General features: G+C 32.7%; 10 protein-coding genes and 1 pseudogene. 7 read left to right on the plus strand and 4 right to left on the minus strand.

Annotated elements, in window-relative coordinates; translation table 11 throughout:
- Window positions 1–57: 57 nt before the first annotated feature.
- Both NFRAN_RS14520 and NFRAN_RS10625 read left to right on the plus strand, forming a co-directional pair.
- Window positions 58–884, plus strand: a pseudogene (locus tag NFRAN_RS14520) (glucose 1-dehydrogenase).
- 76 nt (window positions 885–960) lie between these two features.
- Window positions 961–2,418: an MGH1-like glycoside hydrolase domain-containing protein gene (locus tag NFRAN_RS10625; RefSeq protein WP_134484970.1), complete on the plus strand. Its 1,458-nt coding sequence runs from the start codon at window positions 961–963 to the stop codon at window positions 2,416–2,418.
- Between the two features lie 195 nt (window positions 2,419–2,613).
- On the opposite strand, the gene NFRAN_RS10630 is transcribed toward NFRAN_RS10625, so the two are convergent.
- From NFRAN_RS10630 to NFRAN_RS14400, 3 genes are all read right to left on the minus strand, one after another.
- On the minus strand, window positions 2,614–3,039 hold the full coding sequence (locus tag NFRAN_RS10630) for a hypothetical protein (RefSeq protein WP_172602302.1): 426 nt from the start codon (window positions 3,037–3,039) through the stop codon (window positions 2,614–2,616).
- Between the two features lie 236 nt (window positions 3,040–3,275).
- A complete protein-coding gene (locus NFRAN_RS10635; RefSeq protein ID WP_134484972.1) occupies window positions 3,276–4,808 on the minus strand; it encodes a cytochrome P450 in 1,533 nt (510 codons plus the stop codon).
- Between the two features lie 268 nt (window positions 4,809–5,076).
- Window positions 5,077–5,205, minus strand: a complete 129-nt coding sequence (locus NFRAN_RS14400) for a hypothetical protein (protein ID WP_269472325.1) — start codon at window positions 5,203–5,205, stop codon at window positions 5,077–5,079.
- A 4-nt stretch (window positions 5,206–5,209) separates the two neighbouring features.
- On the opposite strand from NFRAN_RS14400, the gene NFRAN_RS10640 reads away from it, so the two are divergent.
- Window positions 5,210–6,214 carry a DMT family transporter gene (locus tag NFRAN_RS10640; RefSeq protein WP_134484973.1) on the plus strand — a complete coding sequence of 335 codons (1,005 nt, stop codon included), beginning with the start codon at window positions 5,210–5,212 and terminating at the stop codon, window positions 6,212–6,214.
- 275 nt (window positions 6,215–6,489) lie between these two features.
- A complete protein-coding gene (locus NFRAN_RS10645) occupies window positions 6,490–6,717 on the plus strand; it encodes a hypothetical protein (protein ID WP_134484974.1) in 228 nt (75 codons plus the stop codon).
- A gap of 307 nt (window positions 6,718–7,024) precedes the next feature.
- On the opposite strand, the gene NFRAN_RS10650 is transcribed toward NFRAN_RS10645, so the two are convergent.
- A complete protein-coding gene (locus NFRAN_RS10650; protein ID WP_134484975.1) occupies window positions 7,025–7,501 on the minus strand; it encodes a VOC family protein in 477 nt (158 codons plus the stop codon).
- Between the two features lie 4,952 nt (window positions 7,502–12,453).
- Between NFRAN_RS10650 and NFRAN_RS10655 the strand changes: the two genes are divergently transcribed.
- The 3 genes from NFRAN_RS10655 (at window position 12,454) to NFRAN_RS10660 (ending at window position 14,510) form a co-directional block, all read left to right on the plus strand.
- On the plus strand, window positions 12,454–13,059 hold the full coding sequence (locus NFRAN_RS10655) for a DDE-type integrase/transposase/recombinase (protein WP_134483188.1): 606 nt from the start codon (window positions 12,454–12,456) through the stop codon (window positions 13,057–13,059).
- Between the two features lie 635 nt (window positions 13,060–13,694).
- On the plus strand, window positions 13,695–13,877 hold the full coding sequence (locus tag NFRAN_RS13960; protein ID WP_172602303.1) for a hypothetical protein: 183 nt from the start codon (window positions 13,695–13,697) through the stop codon (window positions 13,875–13,877).
- 375 nt (window positions 13,878–14,252) lie between these two features.
- The gene (locus NFRAN_RS10660; RefSeq protein ID WP_134484976.1) at window positions 14,253–14,510 is read left to right on the plus strand and encodes a hypothetical protein; all 258 of its coding nucleotides are present in this window, start codon (window positions 14,253–14,255) and stop codon (window positions 14,508–14,510) included.
- Window positions 14,511–15,080: the final 570 nt, after the last annotated feature.

A 15,080-nucleotide genomic window follows, 5' to 3' on the forward strand; every position in this document is an offset into this window, starting at 1 on the left:
TACAAATAACCTCAAATGGATATGAATATTCAGCAAACAAGTAATGAAAGTGATAATATGGCCCCATCGGGCAAGGTTGCCGTAGTCACAGGTTCGAGTAAAGGAATAGGAAGAGCAATAGCCCTATCATTTGCAAAAGCAGAATCATCTGAATATTCCGCTATTGTGATAAATTCAAGAAAAATAGAAGAGGCTGAAAAAGTAGTTGAAGAAATAAAAAGTATTTCCAAATGCGAAGCAATAGCGATTTCAGGAGATGTGGCTAAAGAAGAAGACTGTATAAAACTAATTGAAGAAACAGTAAAAAAATTTAACAGAATTGATGTTCTGGTTAATAATGCTGGGATTCAGAAGGAGATACCATTTACAGAAACGACTTTACAGGACTGGTATAACATCATATCAGTGGACCTAACAGGTCCATTTGTCTGCAGTAGAGAGGCCGTAAAACAAATGAAATTGCAAAAGAATCCTACAGGAGATGTATAATTAATATATCATCAGTACACCAAATAATTCCAAAACCACATTATATTCCCTATGCCACCTCCAAGGGAGGTATTGATATGATGACAAAAACAATGGCCTTAGAACTTGCTGCAGATAATATTAGGGTAAACATAGTTGCACCAGGAGCGATAGATACAGATATGAATATCAGTCTTCGAAATGATTTACAGGAACGTGAAAACACCTTGAGAAGAATACCAATGGGCAGAATAGGAAGTGACCAAGAGGTCGCAAATGTAGTAGAATTTCTAGCATCCAACAAAGCGAGCTACATTACAGGAAGCACTATTGTAGTAGATGGAGGAATGACTCTATATCCATCATTTGGGTTACATTCGGCTGACAAAAACTCTAACAGCATTTTTCCAAAATAGAATTTTGGAGAAGGTATGAATAAGTTTTTTATCCAACTCTGTTCCTTTACAACCAAATAGGAGATAAAACGTAATCATGACTACTACCACCACAACTAACAATAATACAACTGATTTGAAAAAGCTATTACAAGATTGTGAAGAGGTATTGAACCATAACTGGAATGGATCTTTTACTATACCTTCTGATACACTATACCCTCATCAATGGAGTTGGGATGCGGCTTTTATCGCAATAGGCAACTCTTATGCAAATACTGAAAGAGCAATCAAGGAATTAGAGTTTTTGTTCGATGCACAATGGAAAAACGGGATGGTTCCTCACATAGTTTTTAATGAGAAAGAAAAAACCTATTTTCCTGCAGCGGATTTTTACGAAATTACTCGCTCTCCAAATGCTCCCACAAATATCGGAACATCGGGAATGACACAGCCCCCAGTTCATGCAATATCATGCTATTACATATATAAAAATGCTAAAGATCAAAATAGCAAAACTGCAGCAATGGACTTTCTTGAAAAAATCTTTCCCAAACTAATGAAATTCCACCGATATCTATTAACGGACAGAGATCCTGAACAATCTGGTCTGGTTACCATTCTTCATCCCTGGGAATCCGGGGAAGACGATTCCCCTATTTGGGACGAACCACTATCGAGAATCTCTTTTGAGAAAACTGATCTGCCAAAATTTGAACGACTTGACATTATAGCTGTAGAGGGCGCAGCTGACACAATACCTAGTGATGAGGAATACAACAAATTCATTTACCTGATAGAATTGATGAAAAAATACAATTATGACGAAAAAATCATGAATGAAAAAATGCCGTTTAAAATAAAGGATTTACTATTTAGTAGTATCTTGTATGTTGCTAATCATTATTTGCTGAAAATCATAGAAATACTTGCTGAAAATCATAACCAAGATCCAGATAAAAAGAACAAGTCAGACAATTACGAGAACAGCAAAAAAGAAATATTACAATGGCTTGGGAGAACGGAACGGAATTACTATAGATATTTTTTGCCACCTCATAATCTAAAGGTTGGAGAAAGTGAGTTGAGTCTCTTTTTAGATTATGATTTGGTCGCAAATCAGTGGATAAAGTCCAAAACAGTTTCATCACTTATTCCAATATTTACAGGACTATTGCTTCCAGAAGAAGCCGATACAATGGTAAAGTGGTTAAAACACTCGTATCATTGCGGGCCTGGAAAATACTGTCATGAACCGGTGCTTCCCAGTACTGGACCACTGGCAGAATACTTTAGCCCCCTTACTTATTGGAGAGGACCAGTATGGATAAACATGAACTGGATGTTTTGGCTAGGACTACTAAGATATGGTTATGACAAGGAAGCCGAAGTAATACGACAAGCAATATTTGAACTGGTTCAAAAAAATGGCATTAGGGAATACTATGATCCTTATACTGGAAAGGGCCTTGGAGGAAAAAAATTCTCATGGACTGCTGCCTTGGTAATAGATATGATACACAATTCTCAACCAATAAACCAAGAAATCTCTTAACAAGATGGAATAGACAAGTAAATATAAATTAGATAGAAGATCGATGTGTGAAAATAAACACAGTATAAGTAAATAACATAATTTAAGTAAAGATCACACGTCTCCCTACACTATTACCTTTCTTTCCTATTGTGTGTGTTATAGCAAATCAAAATTCCTTTGATTGTTTGATCGGAAGAAACCTTCACTGACATTCTATTTTCCTCTTTTGCGGCTCAAGTGATGTTTGTACTCTGCAAGCATTCGTCTATGCATACCAACCATTATTCCTTTACTGGATAATAGTAGCAAATCAAATATTATTGTAATCAATATTATCAAGGTAATCTCAGGTTCTTGGAAAATAATGTATGGCGTATACTCTATTCCTAATAATTGGAGCAATTGAACTCGTAATGCTATCACTATCAAAGATATTATGATCCTGGAAATAGTAGATATTATATAACTAATATGCGTAACAGATTCGAAATTTGCAATCAGGTTGTCATTTTCATCCTTGCTAAACCGTAATAATTTGTCTGAATATTTTAGTGAAATGATCAAAAAAAGTACAAAGGCCGTAAGGTAAGGAACAATAAAAAACAATGGTACACCTATCACAACAAATGAGCTAGACAACACCAGAAGTGTAAGAACTACCTGCATTGAAGAATAAATAAAAATTTTTCGTCTTTCAACTTTTTTATTCTGTCTAATGTAATTAAAAACCATTTATATCACCTATACAGCATAAAAATAAAATGATTTTTTATAGTAGTAAAAAATAGACGCTTTTACAATATAATGTCCTTGTCCGGCTAATATCAAAAATTTATTGTGCAAATTGTTACTTCATTTCCCTAACAAAAAAATAGTTATAGACGGTTACCTGGAATTGGGTTTCTTGCGTGTAGTTGCATTTTGATTCCTTTCTTAGGATTGAGTGTTATACCAGGGTCCATTTTTATCTTTTGGTTTGGTCTTAGAGTCATCTTCCAATAACTAGAAATTGATGCTATGAGCAATATCCCTTCTTGCCATGCAAATGGTTCTCCTATACACCCTCTTAATCCACCACCAAATGGAAAATAGCTAAAACGGGGTAGATGTCTTTTAAAATCATCTGTCCATCTTTCTGGAATAAACTGTTCTGGATTTTCATAATATCGGGGACTTCTATGCATAGTATATTGGCTCATAAATATTGCTGAACCCTTTGGAACAACATACTTATCCACTTGATAATCCTCTTCCACCATCCTACCTATAGTCCATACCGGAGGGAACAAACGCATTGATTCTCGGAAAACCTTTTCTATGTATTTAAATTGGGAAATATCTTTAGTTGTTGGTAATCTATATTCCCCGAATTTTATTGCGCCGTTGCCGGTTTTGACTCTTGATGAGGAATTATTCTTCAAAACCGAATCGATTTCATCAAAAACCTTTTGCTCAACTTCAGGATGTTGAGCCAAAAGATAGTATGTCCAAGTCAAGGCGTTTGCAGTAGTCTCATGCCCAGCAATTAACATAGTTATTACATGATCCCTAATTTGCTGGTCGGACATGACTTGATTATCACCAGCATCATCACCTCCTTTGGAATTATTTGGTTTATTTGTTTTATTGTTCTCTCGATCCAAGTTTCCCAAAAGTAAAAGGCCAGTGAGTAGATCATCTCTAGTATTTTTTGGTTTATCTGATGAACTTGGACTTGACAATTCATCTTGCTGTGAGGATATTTCCTGTCTTCTTGTTGACATCAATTTATAAACAATAGAATCTAGCGTTTTTGCTGCTTTTCTACTCTCTACTACTTTGGGTAGTATAGGTATACTATCCAAAATATGCCCCAATGGATGCTGTAATCTTTTTGAATAATTTTTCGAAATGGTAAAGGCTCTACCAAATTCCTCTGATTCATCTGATTGCATATCATAATCCATCATTGATTTACAAATAATTGACAGGGTGACTTTTGACATTTCTTTATGTATATCTATAACAGAACCATCCTGCCAGTTATTACACATATCTAATGCATATTTGGTCATAATAGGACCAAAGGATGAAATCTTCTTTGGTAGAAAGAAAGGATGGATTATTTTTTTCTGACTATCATGCTTTTCCCCTTCACTGGTAACCAATCCCTCTCCAAGAAATCTTTTTGCTATTTCCAATCTTTTGCCCTTCTTAAAGTTCTTATGGTCATATATCAGAACTCTCTCGATATAGTCGGGATTATTAAGCATATATACGTCTTGACGACCCAATTTAAAATAGGAAATATCACCATATTCTTTGGATATATTCGTAAAAGTTTGTAACGGATCACGTAGGAATTGACTTAAAAGTCTGACAGGTCTTTTAGAAGGACCCGGTGGAAGTCCTTTTTCGACATTTTCCATTTGTTATGGTAATAGCAAATGACATTTAAATATTGAGGAATGTTAATGCCGTTCATTGAACATTTTTTGGTCGGATCACTATATGACAGTAAACAAATAGCAGCAAATAATTTTGTATATATCTTTTAACTTAATCCGTTACACTGCAAAAATAGTAATTACTATTAATATGAGGTTCATTCCATCATTGTTGATATGTTATTACGTCCTTTTAGCGACTTTATAGTTTTAAGACGATAAATAAACAAGATAATTATTTTACTGCGACTCAAAAAAAGGAGGAGGAGGAGGAGGAGGGAAAAAAGTGAAGAGCTTGATCACTCTTTTTTCGGTATTTATGACTTGATGTCAAGTCATCAAATGTACTTTCATAAATGGGATGTATGAGATACAGCAACTAGATGCATATTGTAATCTTTTTGGCCATTGGAATATTATCTTTTTTGTGGGGATCAAGCTTTATTCCTATAAAAAATATCGTTGACCTAATTAATCCCCTTTCTGCATTTGGGTTAAGATTCATCACAGCAGGCCTATCACTGGTACTTGCACATTACATTCTATATTCTATAGACAATCGTAGGTCTAGTAAAAATAGACACGACCTTACTAGAAAAAATAATAAAAATAGAAAAGTGGTAGGATATTGGAAACAATGGACACTGTCAGGTTTATTTTTCATAGTAGGTGGACAAGGATTGCTGGCCTTGGGAGCTCAATATATGTCATCAGGTGCAACCGCACTTGTTAACTCGACGATACCAATTTGGGTAGCAGTAATAGCGTTATTGATTTTTAAGTCATTACCCACCAAATTTACAATTGTAGGTATACTGGCTGGCTTTATCGGATTAATCATATTGATATCACCTACAATTAATGAAGGCGAATCTAGTTGGGTTGGCATCATATTTTTGATACTTAGCTCAATATCCTGGGCTTTTGGTTCGTTGTATGTCAAACCTATTAGTGAATCTGATTCGAAGAAAACTATCTTGTTATCTACAGGAATGTTCATGTCAATTGGAGGAATATCGCTGATAGTTATTGCGATATTTACTGGATCTTCAATTATTTCAGATATGTATATAATCATGTTTTCAATAAATGGTCCATTGGATTCGTTTCTATATCTTACTCTTATTTGCACTGCTACCGGTTACGTAATATTCTATTGGCTTTTGGAAACGACTACTCCTTCTTTAGCAAACACATTTGCCTATATCGTTCCTGTAGTAGCAGTGTTTCTTGGATGGATGATACTGGACGAACATATTACAAATACCACCATAATAGCCACTGTCATAATATCGGGTGGGGTTGCACTAATGATCTCAAGTCCTTCTTTTCCCAAAACTACAAATAAATCCAATAACAATAAAGGACGACAACAACAACAAAAGTAAATAAAAAGGGTGATTAATTAGCAGATTTCACGATAATCCCTTCTTTACAATAGTCAATCGTCAGTATATTTCAAGCCATTTTGTTTTTCTCAAAAGAAAAAAAGGCTATTTGTGCAGTTTCCCCCATCATTAAATTTGATGTTATTCGTAATTAAATGAACTTTTGAAATGATTTTGGACATCTGGTTGGCAAGTAAAGATCGATGATGAATTACGGCAAACTGGATGCACCTTTTTATTAGGTAGTATTACATCTTGAGTAAAAGGAAACCATTATGGAAAGGAAGAAAAATAACAGGATATCCGGCAGCTTTTCCGATACAAAAAAGAAAACCCTAATTGTCATAATCTTAATTGCGGTACTAGTATTAATAATAGGATTTGGATTTGACAGGGATTTATTGAGGGATCCATCTACAGTTTCAAATATCTCAAATTTGGCCGAAGGTTACGAGAACACAACGCTTTCTTATATGACTAACAAGCTTTTGTTACCAGTATAATACAATTGAAAAGGATAGTAAATAGTAAATTATAGGTTCAATTATTTTACCCTCTTACGCTAGTCTCTTTCAGTTTATCTACTCTCTGGACGAATATTTTTTTGATAATTCTGTATCGTATCGTCAGATTCTATTCTTCGTTCTTATATTACTGAAATTTTTCGAATTTCTTACCTGATTTCTTTCTTCGATTCGACTCTAACTCAGAAATTTACAATAGCATAAGATACCTTGAACCGTTAATTGCAGATAAACCTTACAACATGTAATAAAATCAAAGGTGATAGTAGTTTATAAAAAATAATTGTTACTTTGGCATTTTTGAAAATGCTTCTGTGGCTGCTTTCTTGATTTCCTCCTCACTGAGATCTTTGATATGCGTTGCTATCGACCATATATGTCCAAATGGATCCTTTATAACACCATGCCTATCTCCCCAGAATTGATCTGTGACAGGTTCTAAGGATGTTGCACCTTCTGAAACTGCAAGATTAAAAGTCTTATCCACATCATCAACAAAGAGATATAATGAAACGGGTGACCCTCCAATAGTTGAGGGTGATAAACACTTCATTTCTGGAAATTCGTCTGATAACATGATTATGGAGTTTCCTATTTCCAATTCTGCATGGGCAACAGATTTGTTATCCGGCATCATCATAATCCCCTTTTCTACCGCACCAAAAACCCTTTTGTAATATTCTATTGCTTTTAGTGCGTTCTTTACTACCAACATAGGAGTAATACTTCGATATCTTTCTGGATTTTTTTTTGCTTCATTCATGTGCTTGATTAATACAATTGGTACAATTTATTATTAGCTTGTCAATAAGTTTTGAGCTAAGGTACCCAAAGCACTGATTAGAGTAGTGTACATAGGCAAAATCATGGTATACACTGCGTATTACTATTAATATACTACATGATATGAATAAGTGAGACAAATTGCTGACCTAGCAAACTAGTAAATGATTTATCATTTCCTTGTCCTCGTTTGCTTAAATTTGAGATTTATTTTAAAATCCGGATCAATTGGGATTTTTTAATAAAAGCACATGCAATCATGATTATAAAAACCTACCTAAAAAATACAGATAATTTTAATAATGATCCTTAAGCAATAAGTGTTACAAACACCTTTAATATCGTTGGGGTATCATATCAGTATGATTATGTTTGTCGGTTTTCTTGACTAATATGTGAAAAAGATAGATCTACAATTCTGCTTACTTTTTGAAAATAGGATGATTAACTATTACATATTTGTCTACATTCTTCAGTAAAACACGCATATTAAACTGTACAATTCCTAAATTGTTTTATGTATAGTGCATAAAATTTAGACGTTAAAATGAAAAATTGTTAGATTGTCTCGAATAGAATTAAGATCCTAATGGAAGAGTCTCCTTGGAGTAGATTGTTCATTTGATAGAAATCAGTCACAGGTTCACCTTTGGGATATAACCTATCTCTTTTGCATAGATGTTCCGAAATAACAATGATCCAATTCGATCTCAATTCAAAGAATAACAATAATATTTAATTAATCCGTAATTGCTTTAGAAGAATACTCACTACTGACTTAATATGTTGTGCAATACGGAGTGGATCTGGTTATTTGCTGCAGAACAAATCATTGCAGTTTTAAGTACAGATCCATTCTGTATTTTGTTTTTCTCAAGATTTTCTTTATCACTATCTCACATTCTTCTACTCGAAACAACTCACAAGATGACAGAGTGACTAGTTGTTCTTATTTATTCGGACCATTATCTAACTACCTTAGTTTTATCAAGTGATTTGGTCAAAACATTGGATATCTGGTTAAACACCTAAGAAGAAAGACAGGGATACATATATTTGCACACTAAATAAATACTCTATTACCTAAAAAATTCTTTCCGAGTAAAAAATTCTTTCCGAGAATTGAAGTCAACATTCGAATTCATCTCAACTTCTTTTACTGTCTTTCTTTCCAATCAACTTTAGCTTGGAATCTTTTTTACATTGGACGATGTAATTATCACTTTCCACATTAATACCAAATTCGAGATTAACAACCTCAGAATGAAAAGTATGAAATTTCTTATATCATGTTAATTTTGCTGTCTACTACATTGTCAAAAATTCTGGGAAAGCAATTTGATATCTGGATTTTAATATGCAAATTACGCGTATATTTTAGTGCAAATTGATTACATCCCGGGTTTTGAAAATTCATATCTTAAATTCTTATCGTTAATAACAGTTCTCTGATTTATCGTCAACAAAAATAATGTTGTGAATTTAGATGTTTCTAAATACTAGATTTATTTCAAAAATTTGTCTATATGCTGGTCAAGAACATCTCGATTTCATTTCTATAATGTAATGAATTTTTGAGACTATATGGCTTGTCTTTTGGAACATATTGATAATTTTTGTATATTTGTTTATCATTATTATTCTGGGATTGATTGGTAAAATGATACCTATTGATAATTATTTTAATCGGAATGAACTATTACCTCCCAACACTCACAAGTTTAAGCATAGAGTGCTAATAAGGGCAGATCCTAAAGATCATACCCAAGTGATCACTGGTATTCCTGTTATACATAATGTATCGAATCAGATAGTGGCCTTTATTGATTTGAAACGGGAGAAAAGTAAATACTTGCCTTCCTCTTAGTGGAATAAAAATCTTTTGTCTTTTTGTTAGTGTCATAGAGGGATTGATCTTTAGTCTCTGTATCTGCGATGATAGGTATTGGAATACTGGTTGTTACTTGTATGATGTGGAATTGATGCAAAGTGAGCAAAACAAATATGAGTGATAACTAAACCAATGCCTTCGTTATGCTGTTGGCTTAAAACTGAGGAATGTAAACAAATAGTAAAAATGGATCTATATTAAAAAAATCATTTTCTTCGAATCCTCGATATCGAAATCTCTTATCGTGGGAAAAAATACGATACCAATCATGTGGTTTGATATTCCCACTCATAGGGATTTATTAGAAATCAAAGTTTAAATAACTAATAAAAAGGCTCAAAATTATCCTAGATACCTCTGTGTCATTAGGGATAATATTAGATTTAATAAAAGTTCGATCATGAAATTAGAATCAAGTAATTGTGGGGTATTAAACTTTAACACTACTAAGGTAATTCTTCTTTCTTTATTCTAATATTGTTCCATTGAGGATCCCATCCTTTACTAGTTATCTTTACACAATTGGTTCATGTCATCTTAAATATCATTAAATGCTGTACATACTGGCATACTTAGTTGCCAATATGAAGATATTTGGATACAAAATCATCTATTATGCTTTAAGATATAAATATCAGGTAGTTATGATATTTAGAATTCTTGGTTCTAACATATCTTAATTGATACTAACGTTATATTTCTCTGAAATTGAGTTATGTATTGCTATGAAAATATATGTAGATTTTTTATGATGATTGGAACCACTTAGAACGGTAAGACTACTATAAACATGTGTGTAACAATATTGGTCTTTTATCTGATTCAATTCTTATATCAATAGTGTATCCAATAACTAAATTCCTTTCGTACAAAAATCCGACGTATCAAACAAATATAGGATATTCTTTGTTTTTAGTTTTGCTATGCGTAATGTGAATAAATGTTGATATTACAACTCATGAATTTTTTCTCATAAATGAGTTGTAAATCTTTTGTTTTTATGTTTTTTTGTTAATTGATAGCATGATTCCATCAAACCTTTTAATATCTCTAAAAATGCACAGATAAGGAAATTGACAGAATCTTACTTTTGATCTGTTGACAAATTTGTTACATGATAAATGATTTTATTCTACTCACTTTGCAAACAAATCTTTTATGTATCATAAACTTTTATTCTAAACATATTATCATGATATGTAGATTTTGTGATGGAATGCGGAAAATTCTGCCGTCAAGGATAGCATTTTGATCTCAAATTGCATGTTAAATAATTATTAAATAGTATCTAATAATATAAAATAAACTCCTGCCAAAGGAAAACACCAATACTGCAAATAAGGGTCAAGAGAGATGATCTTGAGTAGGCTACACTTACGTCATAAGCACATTAATCATGCCACGGCCAGTACTAATACCTCGCCACGATAGGTTAAGTGTTAATTTAGCTCCGTTAACACTGTTTGTTATAGTATATACCTTGAGGTAGGTGCAAAAGCGTAAGGGGTACGAGACGCCTATTTATGCCTATTCGACTATTACTTTGGATTATTCTCTCTTGATCTTATATGATATACAGGCATTTGACGTTTACATCCATATTAACTTTCTATTATGAGAATAGTAAAAGATTAAGAATGAAATTTGCCTTATCCGAACTTGCTTTCCAGAAAATGTGGCTAAAAAGATGGGAGAGTTATTTACGTTGGCCTATCAAGTAAGTATCACAAATTAACTGCTTTTCTTCATTTTTTCATTGTATTTTAATTTTCCAAGATATTTTTGGAATTCTTGGTCTGTTTCGAGGTATACTGGTCAATTTAAAACATATAGGTAAACTATAAAACACTTAACTTGCTGAAGTATACTCGAACTCTATTTCTAAACTAATAGAGTGGGAAAAAACAATAAAGGCATCAATTGGTAGTTCGTGTGGTAACTTTCTCATGCTTTTGTATCTATTCTGTATTGGTAAGATAAACACACAGATGATGTGTAGTGTATAATGAGCTTATCCCAAGTTTAGACCACATTAGCTAATTCTTCTTATCGCTATCATGGTTTTCAAGATGTGATGTTAGGTCAAGATCAAGAGTTGTTTTAAGCGATAAATATACTTATCACATGAATGTAGCCTTTAATGCAATTTCCTGTTTGTTTATATGGATTTTGTTTTTTTGCCAGAACTGTTTTCTAGTGGCATTACCATATATATCAAAATATTATTTATCGATGTTCTAAATTTTCTATTGTTGTTACAAACAGGGAGATTAAAAAAGTCTCTAGGGATTTGGTAAATGATCAAAAGCATCAGGACTGTTAAAGATACTTTTTCCGATCCTTGTTGTAACATAAGGACCTACTTTCATCCATTTTAAATAGTTTGATTTTTTGCTAGCGTTGATAACGATTGGGTATGAGAAAATAGATACATGTTATATATAATAGAACAAGGAAAGACATATCTAAATCATTCTCAAGCTCAGGAAACTCGGATCCTCTTATTAGCACATAAAATAAAGATAGTTTCAATAATAAAGTTGAGAATATGTCATTCGAGTTGAAACTCACAAAAGTTGGACATTCAAAACTATTGATTTTTAATATACCTGATTTTTTTGGACCTGACTGATTTAACGATTATCTATTAGTTTTTTTGAAGCGGTTTTAATAATATATAATCGACAACGATCATTCTATAGGTTAATAGTTCACTCATGTTGCTAAATGTTCTATGATCTATTCCTACCCCCTATATTTTAGACCACAAGACAACGCTTGTCGAGCAACTTAGATATGTTATCGATATTATGAGGTTTAGAGATTGGAGCGCATATGGTATCCACTATGTGTATGGGGATGTGAACTTTCGTAATCTTTATAAATTATAAATTCCAGAGGAAATAAATGTATGTACCGTGCTTCACAAATAGATAGAATTGAGTATTTGAGATTTTGATCATTTATAAATGTTTCGTGGTATAGATCGGCTCTGTTCATTTAACGATAAACCTATAGCTTGAAGATGTCCTATTTCTTTTATGATTAGCAGAAACAGAACACCTTCAAGGTATGTGTATTATGGCTTACATTTGTACTTTTCAGGTTTATCTTTAAGAAAAGCCTCGGAAAGATTGTCTCAGATGTATAAAAGAAACCATGTCTCCATCTGGAATTGGATTCAAAAATACAGGCCTCAAAAATTGAAAGCATCAAGAAGAAGAATTCTAGAATATATTGTAGACGAGACAATGTTGAAGGTAGGGTCAGAATACATCTGGCTTTGGGTGGCGATAGAGCCTGCAAACAGACAGATCCTCGCACTTTCTATATCCAAAGAGAGAAACATGTTTGTTGCAGAAAGATATCTTTCTAATTTGATCAAAGTTCATGGAAAGCACCCAGTTTCTACAGATGGTGGGACTTGGTATCCCATGGCTTGTCAGTTTCTCAAACTCGATCACCATATTCATTCTTCTTACGAGAAAAGTGTAATCGAAAGAACGATGCAATATATCAAGGATAGAACCGAAAGTTTCGATGATTACTTTCCTTGTAGAATAAAGAACTGCAAGTTAAAGCATGTACGGAATTGGCTGCGGCTCTTTGTAGACTATCATAACAATGAAATAAAACATGTTAACTGAACAGAGCCTATAGATCTATTAAGGATAATTAATTAAACGATTGTGTCGCATGCGACACATTTATTTCGTGCTTGAAAAGTATATAAAAAATTATTAATTTTCCAGTGAGAAAAGCTTTACAATCTTTTGATTGCTGAAGCATATATTTTTTAATATAATAGTGAGAATATAAATAAAACAAATACTTTGGTTCTGTCAAATTTATTTGAATAATATGTAATTCAATCGATCTGTTTCTTAAATTGCGATTACCGTGATTATGGATTATCTTTCATTCCAATCAACAAGTATCCGATCTAAGCTGAACCTGCTTTTTGCTATTAGTACATCGTTAAAATATCATCTTTTTTCTTCGCATTTTTCGTTGTAGCCAAGGATGAGTTAAGATGAAATGGGAATTAGCCAGCGAAAGTAGCGATATACTCTATAGCAAATTCCTTTGCGGTTATCTTCTTCTTTTCCTTTAAGAGAAAAATGATATCCTGCTTCTTAACTCCATTATTGAGAAAATCATTCTGAAATTGGTAAATTTTCAGAAAGAATTGAATACAGACATTGTCATTTATGCTAAACCGCTTTACTTCAATCTGTGATTAATATGCATAGCGGTGTACCTATTTAAGGTATTTGAGATAATGTTGTCCATGAGTACAAACAGTATTAATTGGACAAAAGTGGTAAAAAAGGAAACAAGGGGTCTTGATGATACAGACCTTGGAGAAGTTCAAGAATTAACGACCGACTTTGTGATAACTAAAACGGGTGTGTTGGATAAAAAAAGTGTATTCTATTCCAAAGGATCTGGCTCAAAGATTTGATGGTCACAATTTATGGTTTAATTTATCTAAAGAAGATGCTGAAAATCTCTATAAAGTAAAGGACTAAAGATTCAAAAATTGTGAGGTGTTATCCTGATCTTTCTGTTAGCAAGCTATTTAATCTATCATTGTGGTGCAGAAAGCTCGGTTAATTCTTTCTTATTTTCCCTATTTTACAATTGTATTTTTTGTATGCCTTAACGCTCTTTCTTTGATCTAACATTCTAAGTAATCTTGAACCGCACCTTGATTAGAGAACTGTACCACAAAGATTAATAAAAGGAAAATTATTCTATTTGATACTACTGAAATATATTCATATTTTTTTTTAAGATAATTAATATATATTACTTTATTGAAATAAAATATACAGAAATGAATACAAATAAAACAATACTAGTATCAACTGCAGTAGTATTAGCACTAGCATTAGTTTTGGCACCATTGGCCATAGCTGATGATGCACTAGCAAAAAAGAGTAACAAGGCTAAACAAATAATTAAACAATCACAAAAATCAAAACAAAATAGCCAAGTAATTTCTGGTGGCAGCAGCGTTTTATCTGGAAACAACATCAACTTCCAATTCCAGTCTAACTCGGGTAATAACGCCTTAGCACAAGCCAACAACTAACTTTCTTTTTTTTGTATGTTTCTATGATTGATATACTGGCTAGATTGTGCGAGGATTGTCTTTATAAATTGATATCGCCCGTAATTTAATTAAACAATATTCATTCAAAGCATCGATTTTTCTATATCCTGAATTACCGTTATATCGGTTAACGTTTTAAATTTTATACACGAAATAATATGAGTGGACTATAAAGTGTTAAAAATTGATTCATAAAAGTATTTCTTAGCTATCGATCTTCGGTCGAATTAAGATAAAAATTTCTAACACTAGAATGCTCGGTTTGATGCTGTTCGTTTTGACTGCGTTAGTGTTAGTAAGGATAATGACAAGCTGAAACAATCTCTATAAGAATATCTTTTGGTCAATTTCTCTAGTTTAAAAATTTCTCTTTATGTTTGATAATGGATACGATTACTGCAATTTATTTGAAGATTATTTTTATGATGAATTGATAGAGATTTCTTAAGATTGTATCCTCTTTAAATGGTTAATCTCCAAGGGGGTATATTAGTGAGGTGAAAAGTTTCAATTCTTAAAATAAAAATCTTGAATTGTTCTTCTACAAGT

The sequence above is a fragment of the Candidatus Nitrosocosmicus franklandus genome (genome assembly GCF_900696045.1).
Lineage (GTDB): Archaea > Thermoproteota > Nitrososphaeria > Nitrososphaerales > Nitrososphaeraceae > Nitrosocosmicus > Nitrosocosmicus franklandus_A.

Bases quoted from the DNA above. Each gene is read 5' to 3' on its own strand.
- NFRAN_RS10640 (WP_134484973.1), top strand. From the start codon at position 5,210: ATGCATATTGTAATCTTTTTGGCCATTGGAATATTATCTTTTTTGTGG.
- NFRAN_RS10650 (WP_134484975.1), bottom strand. From the start codon at position 7,501: ATGAATGAAGCAAAAAAAAATCCAGAAAGATATCGAAGTATTACTCCT.
- NFRAN_RS10635 (WP_134484972.1), bottom strand. From the start codon at position 4,808: ATGGAAAATGTCGAAAAAGGACTTCCACCGGGTCCTTCTAAAAGACCT.
- NFRAN_RS10645 (WP_134484974.1), top strand. From the start codon at position 6,490: ATGGAAAGGAAGAAAAATAACAGGATATCCGGCAGCTTTTCCGATACA.
- NFRAN_RS10625 (WP_134484970.1), top strand. From the start codon at position 961: ATGACTACTACCACCACAACTAACAATAATACAACTGATTTGAAAAAG.
- NFRAN_RS13960 (WP_172602303.1), top strand. From the start codon at position 13,695: ATGTTGTCCATGAGTACAAACAGTATTAATTGGACAAAAGTGGTAAAA.
- NFRAN_RS10655 (WP_134483188.1), top strand. From the start codon at position 12,454: ATGATTAGCAGAAACAGAACACCTTCAAGGTATGTGTATTATGGCTTA.
- NFRAN_RS10660 (WP_134484976.1), top strand. From the start codon at position 14,253: ATGAATACAAATAAAACAATACTAGTATCAACTGCAGTAGTATTAGCA.